The organism is Blautia caccae, from assembly GCF_040095955.1.
Taxonomy (GTDB): Bacteria; Bacillota; Clostridia; order Lachnospirales; family Lachnospiraceae; genus Blautia; species Blautia celeris.
The window spans coordinates 99,471-115,418 of sequence record NZ_JBBMFP010000012.1 but is presented as its reverse complement, the minus strand read 5'-3'; the positions used below and the strand labels follow the sequence as shown (position 1 = coordinate 115,418).

The window sequence follows — 15,948 nt, the reverse complement described above, 5'->3', positions numbered from 1 at the left end:
GCGGTAAGCGGGATTCCCTCTCTCTTGGTATGAAAGATTTTATTTTCTATATACAAATGCGGGCAGGCCGTCTGTACCTGTGGGTACCTCAACCGTTCCCTGAATGAGGGGAAGGGCATAAATGATGAAATCATCGCTTACGTCTGAACCATCCCCGGTGATCCATGCAAGGGGAACGGTTTTTTCCTTGTTGCAGATTTCATTTACATCCTCAAGTCCCAAGGTGATAGCGTAAGGCAGGTTGCATGTCCTTTTGTATGCCACCATTTTCCCTGTATATCCTTTGAGTGCAGCGCGGACGCCGAATTCACCGGCCATGACGGCTTCTTTTTGGTCTGCCTGGGACATCATGGAGGAGGAACAGCGCTGGCTTACATTCAGCTCTACGGAGCGAGCCTTGACACCCAGGCGGTTTCTCACCAGGTTCTCCAGGTATTTGCCGCATCCGGCCAGCATTTTATGGCCAAAGGTGTCGGTGCCTACATGGTTGTCGTATTCACAGATAAAGGTTCCCTTGTCATCATGGATGCCCTCAGAAACGCATACAATGACATTGGGCGTCTTTTCAAAGCATTCTTCCACTTTTTTGAGGAAGGCTTCCTGGTCAAAGGCTGTCTCCGGCAGGTAGATGAGCAGTGGATTGTCCCCTTTATATTTTCTTGCCAGGGCGGAAGCGGCTGTGAGCCAGCCGGCGTGGCGTCCCATGATCTCTATGATGGTCACTGATTTTTTCTCATAAACATTGGCGTCAATGACGATTTCCCGCACAGTGGAGGCCACATATCTGGCAGCGCTTCCAAACCCGGGGGTGTGGTCTGTGAGGACCAGGTCATTGTCCACAGTCTTCGGCTCTCCGATAAAACGGATCTCGCTGCCTGCGGAGGCGGCATAGCGGGAGAGCTTGCTCACAGTATCCATGGAGTCATTGCCTCCGATGTAGAAGACATAGCCTATCTGCAGCTCCTCAAACTTGGCAAACAGCTCAGGATAGACCGGGTCGGACAAATCTTCCGGCAGTTTATAACGGCAGGATCCCAGGTAAGCACCGGGGGTGGTTTTCAGCCCTTCCAATGTGCCGCCGGGAAGTGCGTCCTCAAAGTCCAGGATATGGCCCTCCAAAAACCCCTCAATTCCGTTTACCATTCCATAGACACGTCCGATAAATTCTTTCTGGCGAAGTCCCTCCGATACCACACCGTACAGGCTGCTGTTAATGGCAGCAGTAGGGCCGCCGGACTGGCCGACGATCATATTTTTCATTTCCATAATTCTGTATTCTCTGTATAACTGCAGTATTTGTCACTGTCCAGCAGGTCTGAACAGTCATCAATATTCCGGCAATTATACCCTCCTTTCCTTACGAATCAGAAATTTTGCTACAAATATATCATACCACAGATATCCGGGGGTGAAAACAGAAATTTGCAGGCGTTGTCTAAATTTTTTCTTGCTATTTTGATAAAGCTGTGGTAAAGTATGGCATGTATGGAAGACAGATAAAGGTGAAGATTTCCATGCAAATATTTCCGGCAATTTAATTGCCTTATTGATTGAGTTAGAAGCTCAAATTTTATAAGTTGGTTACTTTATAACTAGTGCGTATACAAAACGTCAAACTTGTGAAACGGTCAATAAGAGTATTAAAAGTATAAATATTTGCTATATAGACTCTAAACCATATCTGTTTTTGTGAAAAAGAATAACAGCCATGTTCACCCGGGTAGGGGCTTATTTGAGACCCGGTGCAGACGGGGGGACGGTGGAGTTCTATAATAATGATGAACAGAAGCAAGCAAAGGACAATGTATACGGTCCTGCTTGCTTTTTTTGTGTATATACATACAGCACACCCGTGTGCAGGCAGGAATCGGAAAAGGAGGTCGAACATGTCAGAATTAAAGCAGGAACGGGCGCCTATTTATGAGGCGTTGGAACGTTTCAGAAAAATGCGGGTCGTGCCCTTTGATGTTCCGGGACATAAGCACGGAAAAGGAAACCCGGAACTTGTGGAGCTTCTGGGAGAAAAATGTGTGGGGATTGATGTTAATTCCATGAAGCCTCTTGATAATCTCTGCCATCCGGTCTCTGTGATCCGTGAGGCGGAGGAGCTGGCGGCGGAGGCTTTCGGCGCGGCCCACGCGTTTCTCATGGTGGGAGGTACCACATCCTCTGTGCAGAGCATGGTTCTGTCCTGCTGCAAGCGGGGAGATAAGATCATCATGCCCAGAAATGTACACAGAAGCGCCATCAATGCCCTGGTCCTCTGCGGCGCGCAGCCGATATACGTGAATCCCGATGTGGACTGCAGGCTGGGAATCTCTCTGGGGATGCGCCTGGAGCAGGTGGAGGCGGCGATTCGGAACAATCCGGATGCAGTGGCAGTGTTTGTAAATAACCCCACGTATTACGGTGTCTGTTCCGACCTGCGTTCCATCGTAAAGCTGGCACATGAGCACGGTATGCTTGTGCTGGCAGATGAAGCCCACGGGACACACTTTTACTTCGGGGAGGGGCTTCCCGTGTCCGCCATGGCTGCCGGGGCTGATATTGCAGCAGTGAGTATGCACAAGTCAGGGGGGAGCCTGACGCAGAGCTCTTTTCTTTTGACAGGGCCGGGAGTCAGTGTGGGGCATGTACGGCAGATCATCAATCTGACCCAGACCACAAGCGGCTCCTACCTGCTGCTCTCAAGCCTGGACATTTCCAGGAGAAATCTGGCTCTTCGCGGGCGCCGGGAGTTTGAAAAGGTTATCGGTCTGGCGGAATACGCCCGGGAGGAGATCAACAATATCGGCGGCTATTATGCTTTTTCCGAAGAACTGGTAAACGGAAACAGTATCTTTGCCTTTGACCGCACCAAGCTCTCTGTGCATACGCTGGAGATTGGGCTGGCCGGGATTGAGGTCTATGACATTCTGCGGGATGAATATGACATCCAGATCGAGTTTGGCGACATCGGCAATATTCTGGCTTACCTGTCTATCGGGGACCGCAGACAGGAGGTGGAACGTTTGGTGAGCGCACTTGCAGAGGTAAAGCGGCGGTATAAAAAGGACCGCGCAGGCATGCTGACCCAGGAGTATATAGACCCAAAAGTAGTGGCAACACCCCAGGAGGCCTTCTATGCGCCGAAAGAATCCCTGCCTTTGGAAGAGACGGCCGGAAGGATATGCAGTGAGTTTGTCATGTGTTACCCGCCGGGAATCCCGATCCTGGCCCCCGGGGAAGAGATCACAGAGGATATTTTAGACTATATCGTCTATGCAAAGGAAAAAGGTTGTTCCATGACAGGGCCTGAGGATGCGGGCATCCGGCGTCTCAATGTGCTGAAAGGAGGGGCTGTATGATGGAAATGTGGTTTTCGGATGTACATACACCCAATGTAAAATTATCCATCCGGGTGGATGAACAGCTCTTTTCCGCCAACAGTGAGCTTCAGCGTCTGGACGTGTTAAGCTCCAGGGAATTCGGGAAGATACTGGTGGTGGACGGGGATCTGGCTCTGACGGAAAAGGATGAATTCATATACCATGAAATGATAAGTCATGTACCCATGGCGGTCCATCCCGATGTGAAGCAGATCCTTGTCATCGGCGGCGGTGACGGCGGCGTTGTCCGGGAGCTGGTCAAATATGAGGATGTAGAGCAGATTGACGTGGTGGAGGCAGACCCGCTTCTGGTGGAAGTCTGCAGAAGGTATTTTCCGCAGATGGCCTGCAGTTTAAATGACAGGAGAGTGAATATCTATCATGAGGACGGACTGAAATTCATCCGCAGCCGTTCAGATGCCTATGATCTGATCATTATTGACTCCCCCAATCCTTTCGGGGCGGCAGAGGGGCTGTTCACAAAAGAGTTTTACGGGAACTGTTTTAACGCACTTCATGAGGATGGGATCATGATCAACCAGCACGAGAGCCCCTTTTACGATGAGGAGGCTTTCTGGTGTCTCAGAATGCACAAGCGGATCGTGGAGTCCTTTCCGGTGAGCAGGGTTTACCAGGCCCATATTCCCTCCTACCCCTCGGGACACTGGCTGTTTGGTTTTGCTTCAAAGAAATATCATCCGGTGGACGACCTGGATGGGGTCAGATGGAAACTTCTGGGGATACACACCAGATATTATCTGCCCAGGCTTCATGCGGGAGTTTTTGCCCTGCCGGCTTATGTGGAGGAGATGCTGAAAGATGTTGAGTAAAAATATTGTGAATTTTATCGGATGCGGCGGGGAATATGAGGAGTCGCGTATTGTCATATTCGGAGCGCCTTTTGACTCCACCACATCCTTCAGGCCGGGAACCCGGTTTGGAAGCCAGGCCATCCGGAATGAATCCTATGGCCTTGAGACATACAGTCCTTATCAGAAAAAAGACCTGACAGATTTTAAAATATTTGACAGCGGGGATCTGGAGCTTCCCATCGGGGATACCGCCCGGGTGCTTTACCAGATTGAGGACCGGGCAGGGGAGATTTTGAGAGACGGCAAGCTGCCCTTTATGATCGGCGGGGAACATTTGGTGACCCTGGGAAGTGTGCGGGCAGCAGCAAAGAAGTATCCTGACCTCTGTATCGTGCATTTTGACGCTCATGCGGATCTGCGGCAGGATTATCTGGGGGTAGAGCTCTCCCATGCCTGTGTGCTGAGGCGCTGCTGGGAATTGGTGGGGGATGACCGCATTTTTCAGTTCGGCATTCGTTCCGGTGACCGGGAAGAATTTCTGTGGGCAGAAAAAGGGCATGTAAACATGCATCCCTTTGATCTGAAGGGAATCTCCCGGGCAGTTGACAGAATTTCGGGAAAGCCGGTGTATTTTACGCTGGACCTGGATGTGCTGGACCCCTCCGTATTTCCGGGAACGGGTACTCCGGAGGCAGGAGGCGTAACCTTTTTGGAACTTCTGCAGGCAGTGCTTTTGGTGTGCGGAAAATGCCGGGTTATAGCATGTGACGTGAATGAGCTGTGTCCGCCTTTTGACCAGAGCGGTGTATCCACAGCTACGGCAGGAAAAATCGTGAGAGAGATGCTGCTTGCTCTGTAAATGCGCAGACATGATTGAACAGCTATCTCACGTTTACAAAAAAATAAATGACAGGAGGAAAAGAATATGGGAAAAGTAATGGTGATCGGCTGCGGCGGTGTGGCAGGCGTTGCGATCCGTAAATGCTGTGCGAACAGCCGGGTATTCGACGAGGTCTGTATTGCAAGCAGGACGCTGTCAAAATGCGATGCCCTGAAGGCGGAACTGGAGGGAAAGACAAAGACTAGGATCACAACCGCGCAGGTGGATGCAGGCAATGTGGCGGAGCTGACAGCTCTGATCGAGAGGGAAAAACCGCAGGTGGTTTTGAATCTGGCGCTTCCCTATCAGGACCTGACGATCATGGAGGCCTGTCTGGCCACCGGGACTCACTATGTGGATACTGCCAATTATGAACCGGAAGATACGGCGAAATTTGAATACAAATGGCAGTGGGCCTACCGGGAAAAGTTTGAGAAGGCCGGCATCACCGCACTGCTGGGGAGCGGATTTGACCCGGGTGTCACGGGAGTATTCTCCGCTTATGCGCTGAAACATTATTTTGATGAGATCAACTATATTGATATTCTGGACTGTAACGGCGGGGACCATGGGTATCCTTTTGCCACCAATTTCAATCCGGAGATCAACATCCGCGAGGTTTCCGCCAAAGGCTCCTATTGGGAGGACGGGCACTGGGTGGAGACAGAACCCATGGAGATCAAGCGGGTATATAATTTCGCGGAAGTGGGGGAAAAGGATATGTATCTGCTCCACCATGAGGAACTGGAATCTCTTGCGCTGAATATTCCGGGGATCAAAAGGATACGTTTCTTCATGACTTTCGGGGAGAGTTATCTTACACATCTGAAATGTCTGGAAAATGTGGGAATGACATCCATTGAACCCATACTGTATGAGGGAAAGGAAATCGTGCCGCTGCAGTTTTTAAAAGCTGTGCTTCCTGACCCGGCGGCCCTGGGGCCCAGGACAAAGGGCAAGACTAATATCGGCTGTATATTTACAGGCAAAAAGAATGGGAAGGAACAGCATCTGTATATTTATAATGTGTGTGACCATCAGGAGTGTTATAAGGAGACCGGTTCCCAGGCAGTGTCCTACACCACCGGAGTGCCGGCCATGATCGGTGCCATGATGCTTATGACCGGTACCTGGAACAAGCCAGGTGTGCACAATATCGAGGAGTTTGATCCGGACCCGTTTATGGAGGCACTGAAGGAGTGGGGGCTGCCGTATCAGATAAATGAGACCCCCTGCCTGGTGGAGTAGGCCTATGAGACGGGAGGAACTGCCCACGCCGTGCTATTTGGTCTCCTTACCGGATCTGGAGAAAAACCTGCGCCTTTTAAAAGGAATCATGGACCGGACCGGGTGCAGGATACTGCTGGCACAGAAGGCGTTTTCCATGTACAGCCTCTATCCGCTGATCGGCAGTTATTTGAGCGGTACGGCTGCCAGCGGACTTTTCGAGGCAAGACTGGGGGCGAAGGAGATGGGAAAGGAAAACCACATCTATTCCCCAGCCTATAAGGAGGAGGAGTTTGAGGAGATCCTTTCTTACTGCGGGCATATTGTATTCAATTCTTTTGCGCAGATAGAAAAATACGGGAAACGGGTGCTGGACGCGGGAAAAAGTATGGGGATACGGATCAATCCCCAGTGTTCCACGCAGGAGGGACATGCCGTCTATGACCCCTGTGCACCCGGTTCCCGACTGGGTGTGACGAGGGAACGGTTTCGGCCGGAGCTTCTGGAAGGTGTGGAGGGAATACATTTTCACACACTCTGCGAGCAGGACGCAGATGACTTGAAAACAACACTGGATGCTGTGGAGGAGAAGTTCGGTGAGTATCTGTACCGGATGAAATGGGTAAATTTCGGCGGCGGACACCATATTACCAGACCGGGTTACAACATCGGGCTTTTGGAGGAATGTATCCGGCACATTCGGGAAAAATACCGGGTCACCGTCTATCTGGAACCCGGTGAGGCGGTGGCATTAAACGCGGGGGTGCTTCTTACAAAGGTGCTGGATACCTTTTCCCAGGACGGCGGCATCGCCATTTTAGATGCCTCTGCTGCCTGCCATATGCCCGATGTACTGGAGATGCCCTACAGACCGCCTCTGGCCGGAAGCAGGGAGGCGGGGGAATACCCATACACGTATCGTCTGGCCGGGCCGACGTGTCTGGCCGGCGATGTGATAGGAACCTATTCCTTTGACCATCCCCTGTCAGTGGGGGAACGCCTGGAATTCGGCGATATGGCCATATATACCATGGTGAAGAATAATACCTTTAACGGTATGTGTCTGCCCGCAATTGCTGTGGAGCGGGAACATGGGGAGTGCGAGGTGGTGAAGGCGTTTGGGTATGAGGATTTTAAGATGCGGTTGTAAATAATAGAGTAAATTATGATATAAAAGCCCTTTGCTGTGTGCTGAGAATGCATATGGCAAAGGGCTTTTTTGTTGTCAGGTTGTCATTCATATAAAAGCTTTGCTTTGATGGATTGATTGTGATTTCCAAAACCTGCACCGAAAATAGTAAATCCTCCGGGATTTCGGGTATCCTCCGGATTAGAAAAACGCAGGGTGATGGGATGGCTGTAATCAATATGCAGGTCATCAATGGTGGTATCTGAGATTTTAGTGCTTCCATCGATGAAGGTTCCGTTTTTATTGACAATGAGCATTTTGAGCAGCCCGTATTGATTGTTGCCGTCCGGATACCAGGAGGGATTAAAACGGCCGCGTTTTGAGCCATAATCTCCAGGACTTACCCAGTAACCAAGTGGGACATCATTGACTGAAAAATAAATATCTGAGGGATAGACATCCTGAAAGCCCGGTGCCTCAGACGAAATTTCAAAAGACAGCTGCAGTTCAACCAGACGTTCCCCCGCTTTTAAATCATTGGGAATATTGTATTCGATATATCCTGAGGAGAACCATAAAACAGAAGCCTCAAATCTCTGAGCAAAATAAAAATATCTGGGATCATCAAATTCACCAATCAGGCCGTTTACAGTGGCCAGACCGCAAGTTGGCTTTACCTGACAGGCAGTATAATGACCAATACGGATGTCCTGATGATAACAGTTCTCCTGGGTGATGGATGGCTGCAATTCAACGATCAGATTATTATGTTTGGGTTTACATATTTTCATGGAACCTCTTGTACCGGATACAGAATGGATTTCAATTAAATCCGCTTCCAGCAATTTGTTGATATGGGTTGAGATTGCACTGTTGGTAAGACTAAGCATCTGAGCAATTTCATTCAGATTTTTTCCTTCGTTTTCTGAAATGATATTCAGGATTTTCAGCCTGACTTCTGATGACAATGCTTTAAAGACAGGCAGAGCCTGTTCTGGGTTTTTAAAATACAGCATAAGGATTTCCTTTCATAGATACGCTTTCTATTACCAGATTATAACATTTAAAAAAAAACATGGCAACGTACAAAAAGACTAAATATTTGTTTGAAAATATACTTAATAATAAGAAATATATTTAATATAAATGTTAAATACATTAAAAAATGTTGAATAATGACTAATAAAAGCGTTGACATGTCGATAAAATAGTGATACTATACAATTAATCAATCAAAACATTAAATATTAAATTAAAAAGTTAAATTAAGGGAGGAAAGTCCATGAGCAGACTGGTCATCAATGGTTATCATCGGAAAAACCGCATTAATAAAAATATATACGGGCATTTTACAGAACATCTGGGGCGCTGCATTTATGAAGGGATTTATGTCGGTGAGAACTCCGGTATACCAAATGAAAAAGGAATGAGAAAAGACGTAGTGTCAGCTCTCAGAGAAATACGCGTTCCTGTTTTGCGCTGGCCGGGAGGGAATTTTGCAGACGAATATCACTGGATGGACGGAATTGGCACACGCAGTGAAAGGCGTAAGACCATAAATACACATTGGGGAGGTGATGTGGAAGATAATAGTTTTGGAACACACGAGTTTTTTGAGCTCTGCAGACAGATTGGCTGTGAACCCTATATAAACGTGAATTTGGGAAGCGGAAGAGTGGAAGAGATGCAGAAATGGATTGAATATATGACATTTGCAGGAGATTCTTCCCTTACTCGTCTCAGAAAAAAAAATGGGCAGGAGAAGCCCTGGAAACTGAAATACCTGGGAATAGGAAATGAAAACTGGCTTTGCGGAGGAAACATGACTGCAGGTTATTATGCGGATGTTTATAATCAGTTTCAAACTTACGTCAGAAGCTATGGTGAGGAATCTGTTTACAAAATTGCCTGCGGACCGCTGGATGATGATTACGAATGGACAGATGTCCTGATGAAAAAGGCAGCGAATAATCTGGATGCGATTTCTCTGCATTACTATACATATCCGGGTGTAAACATAGAAGGACAGAAGGGAGAGTCCATAAAATTCGGAGAGAGTGAATGGTATCACACAATTTCACAGTCTTTGAAAATGGAAAATCTGATTCGTATACATACAGGAATTATGCGCAGGTATGACCCGAAGGGAAGAGTCGATTTCATCATAGACGAGTGGGGAAACTGGTATAATCCGGAACCCGGCACGAATCCGGGACATCTGTTTCAGCAGAATACAGTCCGTGATGCGGTGACTGCAGCTGCGAACCTTAATATTTTTAATCAATACAGTGACAGAATCTCCATGGCTAATATAGCACAAGCTGTTAATGTTCTGCAGTCTGTTCTTATCACGGAGAAAGATAAAGTTGTTAAAACACCTACTTATTATGTATATGATATGTTCAAATATCATCAAAACGCTATACTTTTGGATAGCTATCTGGAAACAGAGGAGATTGGTCCGGAAGCTGACAGAATAGTGAATATGAATCATTCCGTATCTATCGGGGATGATGGGAAGTTAAATATTACAATTGTGAATTTTTCTGCAGATACTTCTTATGATATAGAATGTGAAATTTTAGGTGGTAAGGCAGACGAGGCAGAAGCGTTTATTCTTCACGGGGCGATGAATGCGCACAATACTGTGCAGGCGTCTGACTGTGTGAAAAAAGTACAATTTTATGACTATAAAATGACGGAACGGGGAATAGATTTCGAAATTCCACCGAGAAGTGTTTTATTGATAAGGCTGTAGAAGGAGGGCAGCGGGAAGAAAACAGTAAATTCTAAGTATACGCTAAAGGAGGTATTTATTTATGAAGAGAAAAACAATTGCTTATGCCATTGGGGTAGTTTTGGCGTTTGGTCTGCTTGCAGGATGTGGGAATAACAGCAGCCAGAGTACAGAAAATGAATAAAAGAGTGACACAAATACAGAGGAGGAGACTGCAGGAAATAAAGCCGCGACAGATTTTGAAATATGGCTGACCACGGAACTTCACTGTGATTTTTACGATGAAATGCAGGCACTCTGGAATGAAGAAAATCCGGATAAACAGATAAAACTGACATATTCTGTACTGCCGTATGAGGATATGCACAATAAACTTCTCATTGCCCTGCAGGCAGGGACAGGCGCTCCTGATATGGCTGATATCGAACTCGGAAAATTTGCCAATTTTCTAAAGGGTGAACCGCAGCTGGTATCTTTAAATGATGCCATTGCACAGTATAAAGATAATGTGGTGCAGTCCAGGCTTGATATTTATACCAAAGATGACAACTGTTACGGTTTGGATTTTCATGTAGGTGCATCTATGACATACTACAATGCGGAAATTCTTGAGGAAGCCGGTGTGGATTATACACAGATTAAGACATGGGATGATTTCCATGAAGCCGGCAGGACAGTGCTTGAAAAAACAGGGAAACCTATGTGCACAGTAGATACCGGAAATGATCCGTTTTTTCTCATGCCTTTTCTTGCTCAGCAGGGCGGCGGGCTTTTAAAAGAAGACGGTACCAATAATGTAAATTCTCCTGAGATGATAAAGACACTTACGTTCCTTCAGGAAATGCTGGATGACGGAACTGCTGTTGTCTCTCCGGGCGGCAGCCATCAATGTGAGGAGTATTGGGGCTTTATGAATGAGGGGGGCTCAGCTTCGGCTATGATGCCTATGTGGTATATGGGGCGTTTTACAGATTATATGCCTGATTTGAGCGGGAAAATTATAATCGCGCCTAATCCAGTATGGGAAGAGGGACAGGACCGGTCGGTTGGCCTTGGCGGTACCGGAACAGCAGTCACTGTACAATGTGAAAATCAGGAGCTCGCAGCAGAATTTCTTGCCTTTGCAAAACTTTCTGAGGAAGGAGCTGTAAGAGAATATACAATTTTAGGATTTGATCCCATGCGCAGTGATGTCTGGGATATGGATGAAGTGAAAAAAGCTGATACAAAATACACAAAGTATTTTAAGAATAATCCTTTTGAAGCATTACTGGAAGTAAAAGACGAAATTCCGGCCATAACAGTAGGGGAGAACTTCCCTGATGTAGTGAGTGCCATGAATACAAAAGTGATGTACAGGGCATTTGAAGAGAAAGAGGATCCGGCAGTTGTCTGCAGTGAAGAGGCTGCTTCATTAAAGTAAAAGGTTAACCGGAATAAACGGAATATATTCTGTCAAGGGTATATTCCGTGCCGGATTTCTGATAAAGGAAAAGGGGTTAATATGGTGAAAAGAATCAAACAGTTTGGTTATTCAAAAAAAGCAGCGCCATACTTGTTTATTCTGCCTTTTATGTTGTCTTTTCTGATATTTTTTCTGTACCCTGTTATTTCCATTGTACAGATGAGTTTCCAGTCGGTACTGCCTGGAATGGTGGAATATATCGGTATGGAGAATTATAGAAATCTGTTAAACCCAACATTTTTTAAGGCAGTAAAAAACAGTCTGGCGTATACACTGATTACACTTGCAATTTTAATACCTGTGCCAATGATTTTGGCTTGTATGATCAACAGCAGAAAAATGGTGGGAAAGACATTTTTTAAGTCTGCATTATTTGTGCCCACATTGACATCTGTTGTAGTGGCGGGCATTATTTTTCGGCTTCTGTTTGCCGAATCTGACGGCGCGCTGATGAATCAGATTATTGGTGTCTTCGGGAAAAGTCCGGTAAAATGGTTAAGAAATGGTACCACTGGTTTTATGGTTCTGATCTTTCTGGCATTCTGGAGATGGGTAGGGATAAATCTGCTGTATTTTCTTTCCGGTCTTCAGAGCATTCCAGAAGAAATTTATGAGTCTGCAGATCTGGATGGTGTAAATACATGGCAGAAGTTTAGATATATCACGGTGCCTATGTTGAGGCCAATAACAACGTATGTCCTGACCATTTCTATCTACGGCGGTCTTGCTATGTTCACAGAGAGTTATATGCTGTGGGCAGGGAACAGTTCACCGAATGATATGGGACTTACAATTGTGGGATATCTGTACAGAGCAGGATGGGAACAGAATAATATGGGATTCGGATCTTCCATTGGTGTATTTCTGCTGATCGTGACTTTGGCATTTAATGCAGTGCAGATGTATATTTCAAATAAAAAGGAGAGGGCATAAATGACTAAAAAGAAGATAAACGCAGGTATTATGCTGATTTTTTTGATTCTTTCCGTGATTGTGTTATTTCCCATACTTTGCCTGGTAATTGGAGCACTAAAGCCTTCATCAGAGATTATACGTTCCGGGTTGAATGCCAGGATAGATTTGGATATTATGGGCTTTTTTAATTTTAAGAGCCTGTTTACATCCGGAACAGAGTACTTTATCTGGTTTAAAAATAGTTTTCTGCTGACAATTGTGCAGACACTGTTGTCCTTATTTGTAAGTGCATCTGTGGCCTATGGATTTGCTATGTATGAATTTAAAATGAAAAAATTGTGGTTTTCCTGTATGCTTTTGATAATGATGATACCAATGGAGATTATTATGCTGCCTCTTTATAAAGAGATGATTACTTTTCAGCTCATTGATAGATTTACCGGTGTTCTTCTTCCTTTTATTGCAGCACCTATCCCCATTTTCTTTTTTTACCAGTTCTTAAAAGGTATATCAACAGCCTTTTTGGATGCGGCTCGGGTAGATGGCTGTACAGAGATTGGTATTTTTGTAAAGATCATTCTTCCGCTGATGGCTCCGGCATTTGCTTCCATGGGAATATACCAGGGTATGATCAGCTGGAATAATTTTCTGTGGCCTTTGATCGTATTGAAGAGTAACAGCAAAATGACTCTGCCTATCGGACTTTCAACATTGATGACTCCTTATGGAAATAATTATGATATTCTGCTTGCAGGGTCAGTTATGGCAATCATTCCCGTGTTGATACTTTTCCTGGCTTTTCAGAAATATTTTATAGCGGGTATGACTGCCGGAGGCGTTAAGGGATAACAGCAGGTGCTCAGTATTGGTAAATTTGCGTAAGAAAAGCTTGCCAGAAGGGGGAAATGTGTTATAATAATAACAAATCGTTCTTTCCTTATGAACAGGCCATTCGTCTGAGCAGGGATGGGAAAAGCGAGAATTTTCAATTAGTGGAGGTTATATTTATGTTAGTATCAGCAGCTGAAATGCTTAAAAAAGCAAAAGCAGGACACTATGCAGTAGGACAGTTCAATATCAATAACCTGGAGTGGACAAAAGCAGCTCTGTTAACAGCAGAAGAGTGCAAATCCCCGATCATCCTGGGTGTATCCGAGGGAGCCGGAAAATACATGACCGGTTTCAAGACCGTTGCGGAAATGACAAAGGCTATGATTGAAGAGCTGAACATCACTGTTCCGGTGGCTCTGCATTTGGATCACGGTACTTATGAAGGATGCTACAAATGTATCAAAGCCGGATTCTCATCCATCATGTTTGATGGTTCTCATTACCCCATCGAAGAGAACGTTGAGAAGACAAAAGAGTTAGCAGGTGTCTGCAAAGGCCTCGGCTTATCTCTGGAAGCTGAAGTTGGTTCCATCGGCGGCGAGGAAGACGGCGTTGTGGGAATGGGCGAGTGCGCAGACCCGAAGGAATGCAAGATGATCGCTGATCTGGGTGTGGACATGCTGGCAGCAGGTATTGGAAATATCCATGGAAAATACCCGGAAAACTGGGCTGGCCTTCGTTTTGACGTTCTGGATGACATCCAGAAACTGACAGGCGAGATGCCGTTAGTTCTGCACGGCGGTACAGGTATCCCGGCTGATATGATCAAAAAAGCCATCGACCTTGGCGTATCCAAGATCAACGTAAACACAGAGTGCCAGCTTACTTTCGCTGCTGCTACACGTGAGTACATCGAAGCAGGAAAAGATAACCAGGGCAAAGGCTATGACCCGCGTAAATTATTAAAACCGGGCTTTGACGCTATCTGTGCTACTATCAAAGAGAAAATGGAACTGTTTGGTTCTGTAGGAAAAGCTTTCGAGTAATTCCGCTGTAAAACATATGTATTTAAGGCTGTTTCGGGATGACCGGAGCAGCCTTTTTCTCTTCCCGCTCTTTCCGGCTGTTCATAGTTCGGACAGCACTCTCATATACTGCTATGAATATCTTTTTGGGCAGGTCCTGCATGTCAAACTTTCTGCACACGCTTCACGAATTTGTCTGGAGTCCGGGGATGCTGTTTTTCTTTCTGGCAACAGGCATACGATTTACCATAAAATCAAGATTTTTCCAGATCACCCATGCAAAGGAATGGTTTAGCACCACACTGGGTTCCCTGCTGAAAAAAGAAGAGGTGAGAAAAACAAAAGAGGAGCATTCCATCTCCCAGTTCCAGTCTTTCTGCACTGCGCTGGCGGCAACTTTGGGAACCGGAAATATCACAGGGGTGGCAACTGCGCTCATGGCCGGCGGACCCGGCGCTATATTTTGGATGTGGGTTTCCGCATTCTTTGGAATGATGACCAATTACGCGGAGAACTATCTGGGAATCCGTTACCGCTACAGGGATGAAAACGGCGGCTGGGTGGGGGGAGCCATGGTTTATATGGACAAAGGGCTTCACTGTAGATGGATGGCCGTTATTTTTTCACTCTGCTGCCTGGGCGCTTCTTTTGGCATGGGAAACATGGTACAGGGGAATTCCATGGCAAAAGGCCTGGAGGAGGCCTTTCATATACCGGCCTTTTTCACAGGTGTTGTGACTATGCTGGCAACCGCTTATGTGCTGAACGGAGGATTGAAGCGCGTGGCAGCACTCACAGAGAAACTGGTCCCGGTTATGGCGGCTGCTTACCTTTTGGGGGCGCTGGTGGTTTTGTGGGCCCATAAGGAGATGATACCGGATGCATTCGGTATCATATTCCGGGAGGCGTTCCGTGTGAAGGCAGCAGTGGGCGGTGCAGCGGGATACGGAATCAGCAGGGCGCTGCAGATGGGCGTTGCCCGCGGTATCTTTTCCAATGAGGCAGGTCTTGGTTCCTCGGTGATCGCCCATGCGCAGTCCGATGTCAAAGACCCGGAAACCCAGGGAATGTGGGGAATCGCAGAAATTTTCATAGACACGATTTTAGTCTGCACGGTCACAGCCCTTGTTATTTTGGTCAGCGGCGTCTATCAGCCGGAAATCTGTCTGCAGAACCTGGCCGCAGGCATTGAGAATATTGACGGCACCACACTTACGGGAATGGCATTTTCCACGGCCATACCTTTCGGAAAACAGTTTCTGGCCGCTGCCACCGTACTGTTTGCCTTTGCCACCATTGTGGGATGGTCCTGCTTCGGAGAACGGACCGCTGCTTATCTCTGTAAGGAAAAGGGCGCCGCAGCGTACCGGTTCTGTTATATTCTGCTGACCCTGCCGGGCTGCATGCTTTCCCCGGGTGTTATATGGGAACTGTCCGATACATTGAACGGTATGATGGCAATTCCGAATCTGCTGGCGCTGTTCTTTTTGGGACGGGAAGTGAAATACATAGCCGATAAAAAGAAAAAAGGTAAGAGAATACAGCCATAAACTTTCTTG

The 15,948-nt window shown here is 46.7% G+C and carries 13 protein-coding genes; 11 read left to right on the top strand and 2 right to left on the bottom strand.

Going from position 1 to position 15,948, the window contains the following annotated elements:
- Positions 1-39: 39 nt before the first annotated feature.
- Complete coding sequence (locus WMO65_RS14585; protein WP_181014444.1) at positions 40-1,266, bottom strand: 6-phosphofructokinase; 1,227 nt, start codon at positions 1,264-1,266, stop codon at positions 40-42.
- A 620-nt stretch (positions 1,267-1,886) separates the two neighbouring features.
- Between WMO65_RS14585 and WMO65_RS14580 the strand changes: the two genes are divergently transcribed.
- The 5 genes from WMO65_RS14580 (at position 1,887) to nspC (ending at position 7,437) form a co-directional block, all read left to right on the top strand.
- Positions 1,887-3,347 (top strand): aminotransferase class I/II-fold pyridoxal phosphate-dependent enzyme, encoded by a 1,461-nt coding sequence (locus WMO65_RS14580; RefSeq protein ID WP_033142770.1) that lies wholly within the window; start codon positions 1,887-1,889, stop codon positions 3,345-3,347.
- Positions 3,347-4,198, top strand: a complete 852-nt coding sequence (speE, locus tag WMO65_RS14575; RefSeq protein WP_118743534.1) for a polyamine aminopropyltransferase — start codon at positions 3,347-3,349, stop codon at positions 4,196-4,198. The genes WMO65_RS14580 and speE overlap by 1 nt, the downstream gene beginning before the upstream one ends.
- Complete coding sequence (gene speB / locus WMO65_RS14570) at positions 4,188-5,039, top strand: agmatinase (protein ID WP_148393471.1); 852 nt, start codon at positions 4,188-4,190, stop codon at positions 5,037-5,039. Before speE ends, speB begins: the two co-directional genes overlap by 11 nt.
- Positions 5,040-5,105: 66 nt before the next feature.
- Entirely contained in the window at positions 5,106-6,308 is a 1,203-nt protein-coding gene (locus tag WMO65_RS14565; RefSeq protein WP_033142772.1) for a saccharopine dehydrogenase family protein, read from the top strand.
- Between the two features lie 4 nt (positions 6,309-6,312).
- Positions 6,313-7,437 carry a carboxynorspermidine decarboxylase gene (gene nspC / locus WMO65_RS14560; RefSeq protein WP_033142773.1) on the top strand — a complete coding sequence of 375 codons (1,125 nt, stop codon included), beginning with the start codon at positions 6,313-6,315 and terminating at the stop codon, positions 7,435-7,437.
- 83 nt (positions 7,438-7,520) lie between these two features.
- Here nspC and WMO65_RS14555 read toward each other — a convergent pair whose 3' ends face one another.
- Positions 7,521-8,432: an ArsR/SmtB family transcription factor gene (locus tag WMO65_RS14555; RefSeq protein WP_033142774.1), complete on the bottom strand. Its 912-nt coding sequence runs from the start codon at positions 8,430-8,432 to the stop codon at positions 7,521-7,523.
- Between the two features lie 266 nt (positions 8,433-8,698).
- Between WMO65_RS14555 and WMO65_RS14550 the strand changes: the two genes are divergently transcribed.
- From WMO65_RS14550 to WMO65_RS14525, 6 genes are all read left to right on the top strand, one after another.
- Positions 8,699-10,174: an alpha-N-arabinofuranosidase gene (locus WMO65_RS14550; protein ID WP_148393470.1), complete on the top strand. Its 1,476-nt coding sequence runs from the start codon at positions 8,699-8,701 to the stop codon at positions 10,172-10,174.
- 265 nt (positions 10,175-10,439) lie between these two features.
- Positions 10,440-11,576 (top strand): ABC transporter substrate-binding protein, encoded by a 1,137-nt coding sequence (locus WMO65_RS14545; protein ID WP_207708214.1) that lies wholly within the window; start codon positions 10,440-10,442, stop codon positions 11,574-11,576.
- 81 nt (positions 11,577-11,657) lie between these two features.
- Entirely contained in the window at positions 11,658-12,551 is an 894-nt protein-coding gene (locus WMO65_RS14540; protein ID WP_148393469.1) for a carbohydrate ABC transporter permease, read from the top strand.
- Complete coding sequence (locus WMO65_RS14535) at positions 12,552-13,382, top strand: carbohydrate ABC transporter permease (protein ID WP_033142778.1); 831 nt, start codon at positions 12,552-12,554, stop codon at positions 13,380-13,382.
- A 158-nt stretch (positions 13,383-13,540) separates the two neighbouring features.
- Positions 13,541-14,410, top strand: a complete 870-nt coding sequence (gene fba, locus WMO65_RS14530) for a class II fructose-1,6-bisphosphate aldolase (protein WP_033142779.1) — start codon at positions 13,541-13,543, stop codon at positions 14,408-14,410.
- 140 nt (positions 14,411-14,550) lie between these two features.
- Positions 14,551-15,939 (top strand): alanine/glycine:cation symporter family protein, encoded by a 1,389-nt coding sequence (locus tag WMO65_RS14525; RefSeq protein WP_033142780.1) that lies wholly within the window; start codon positions 14,551-14,553, stop codon positions 15,937-15,939.
- Positions 15,940-15,948: the final 9 nt, after the last annotated feature.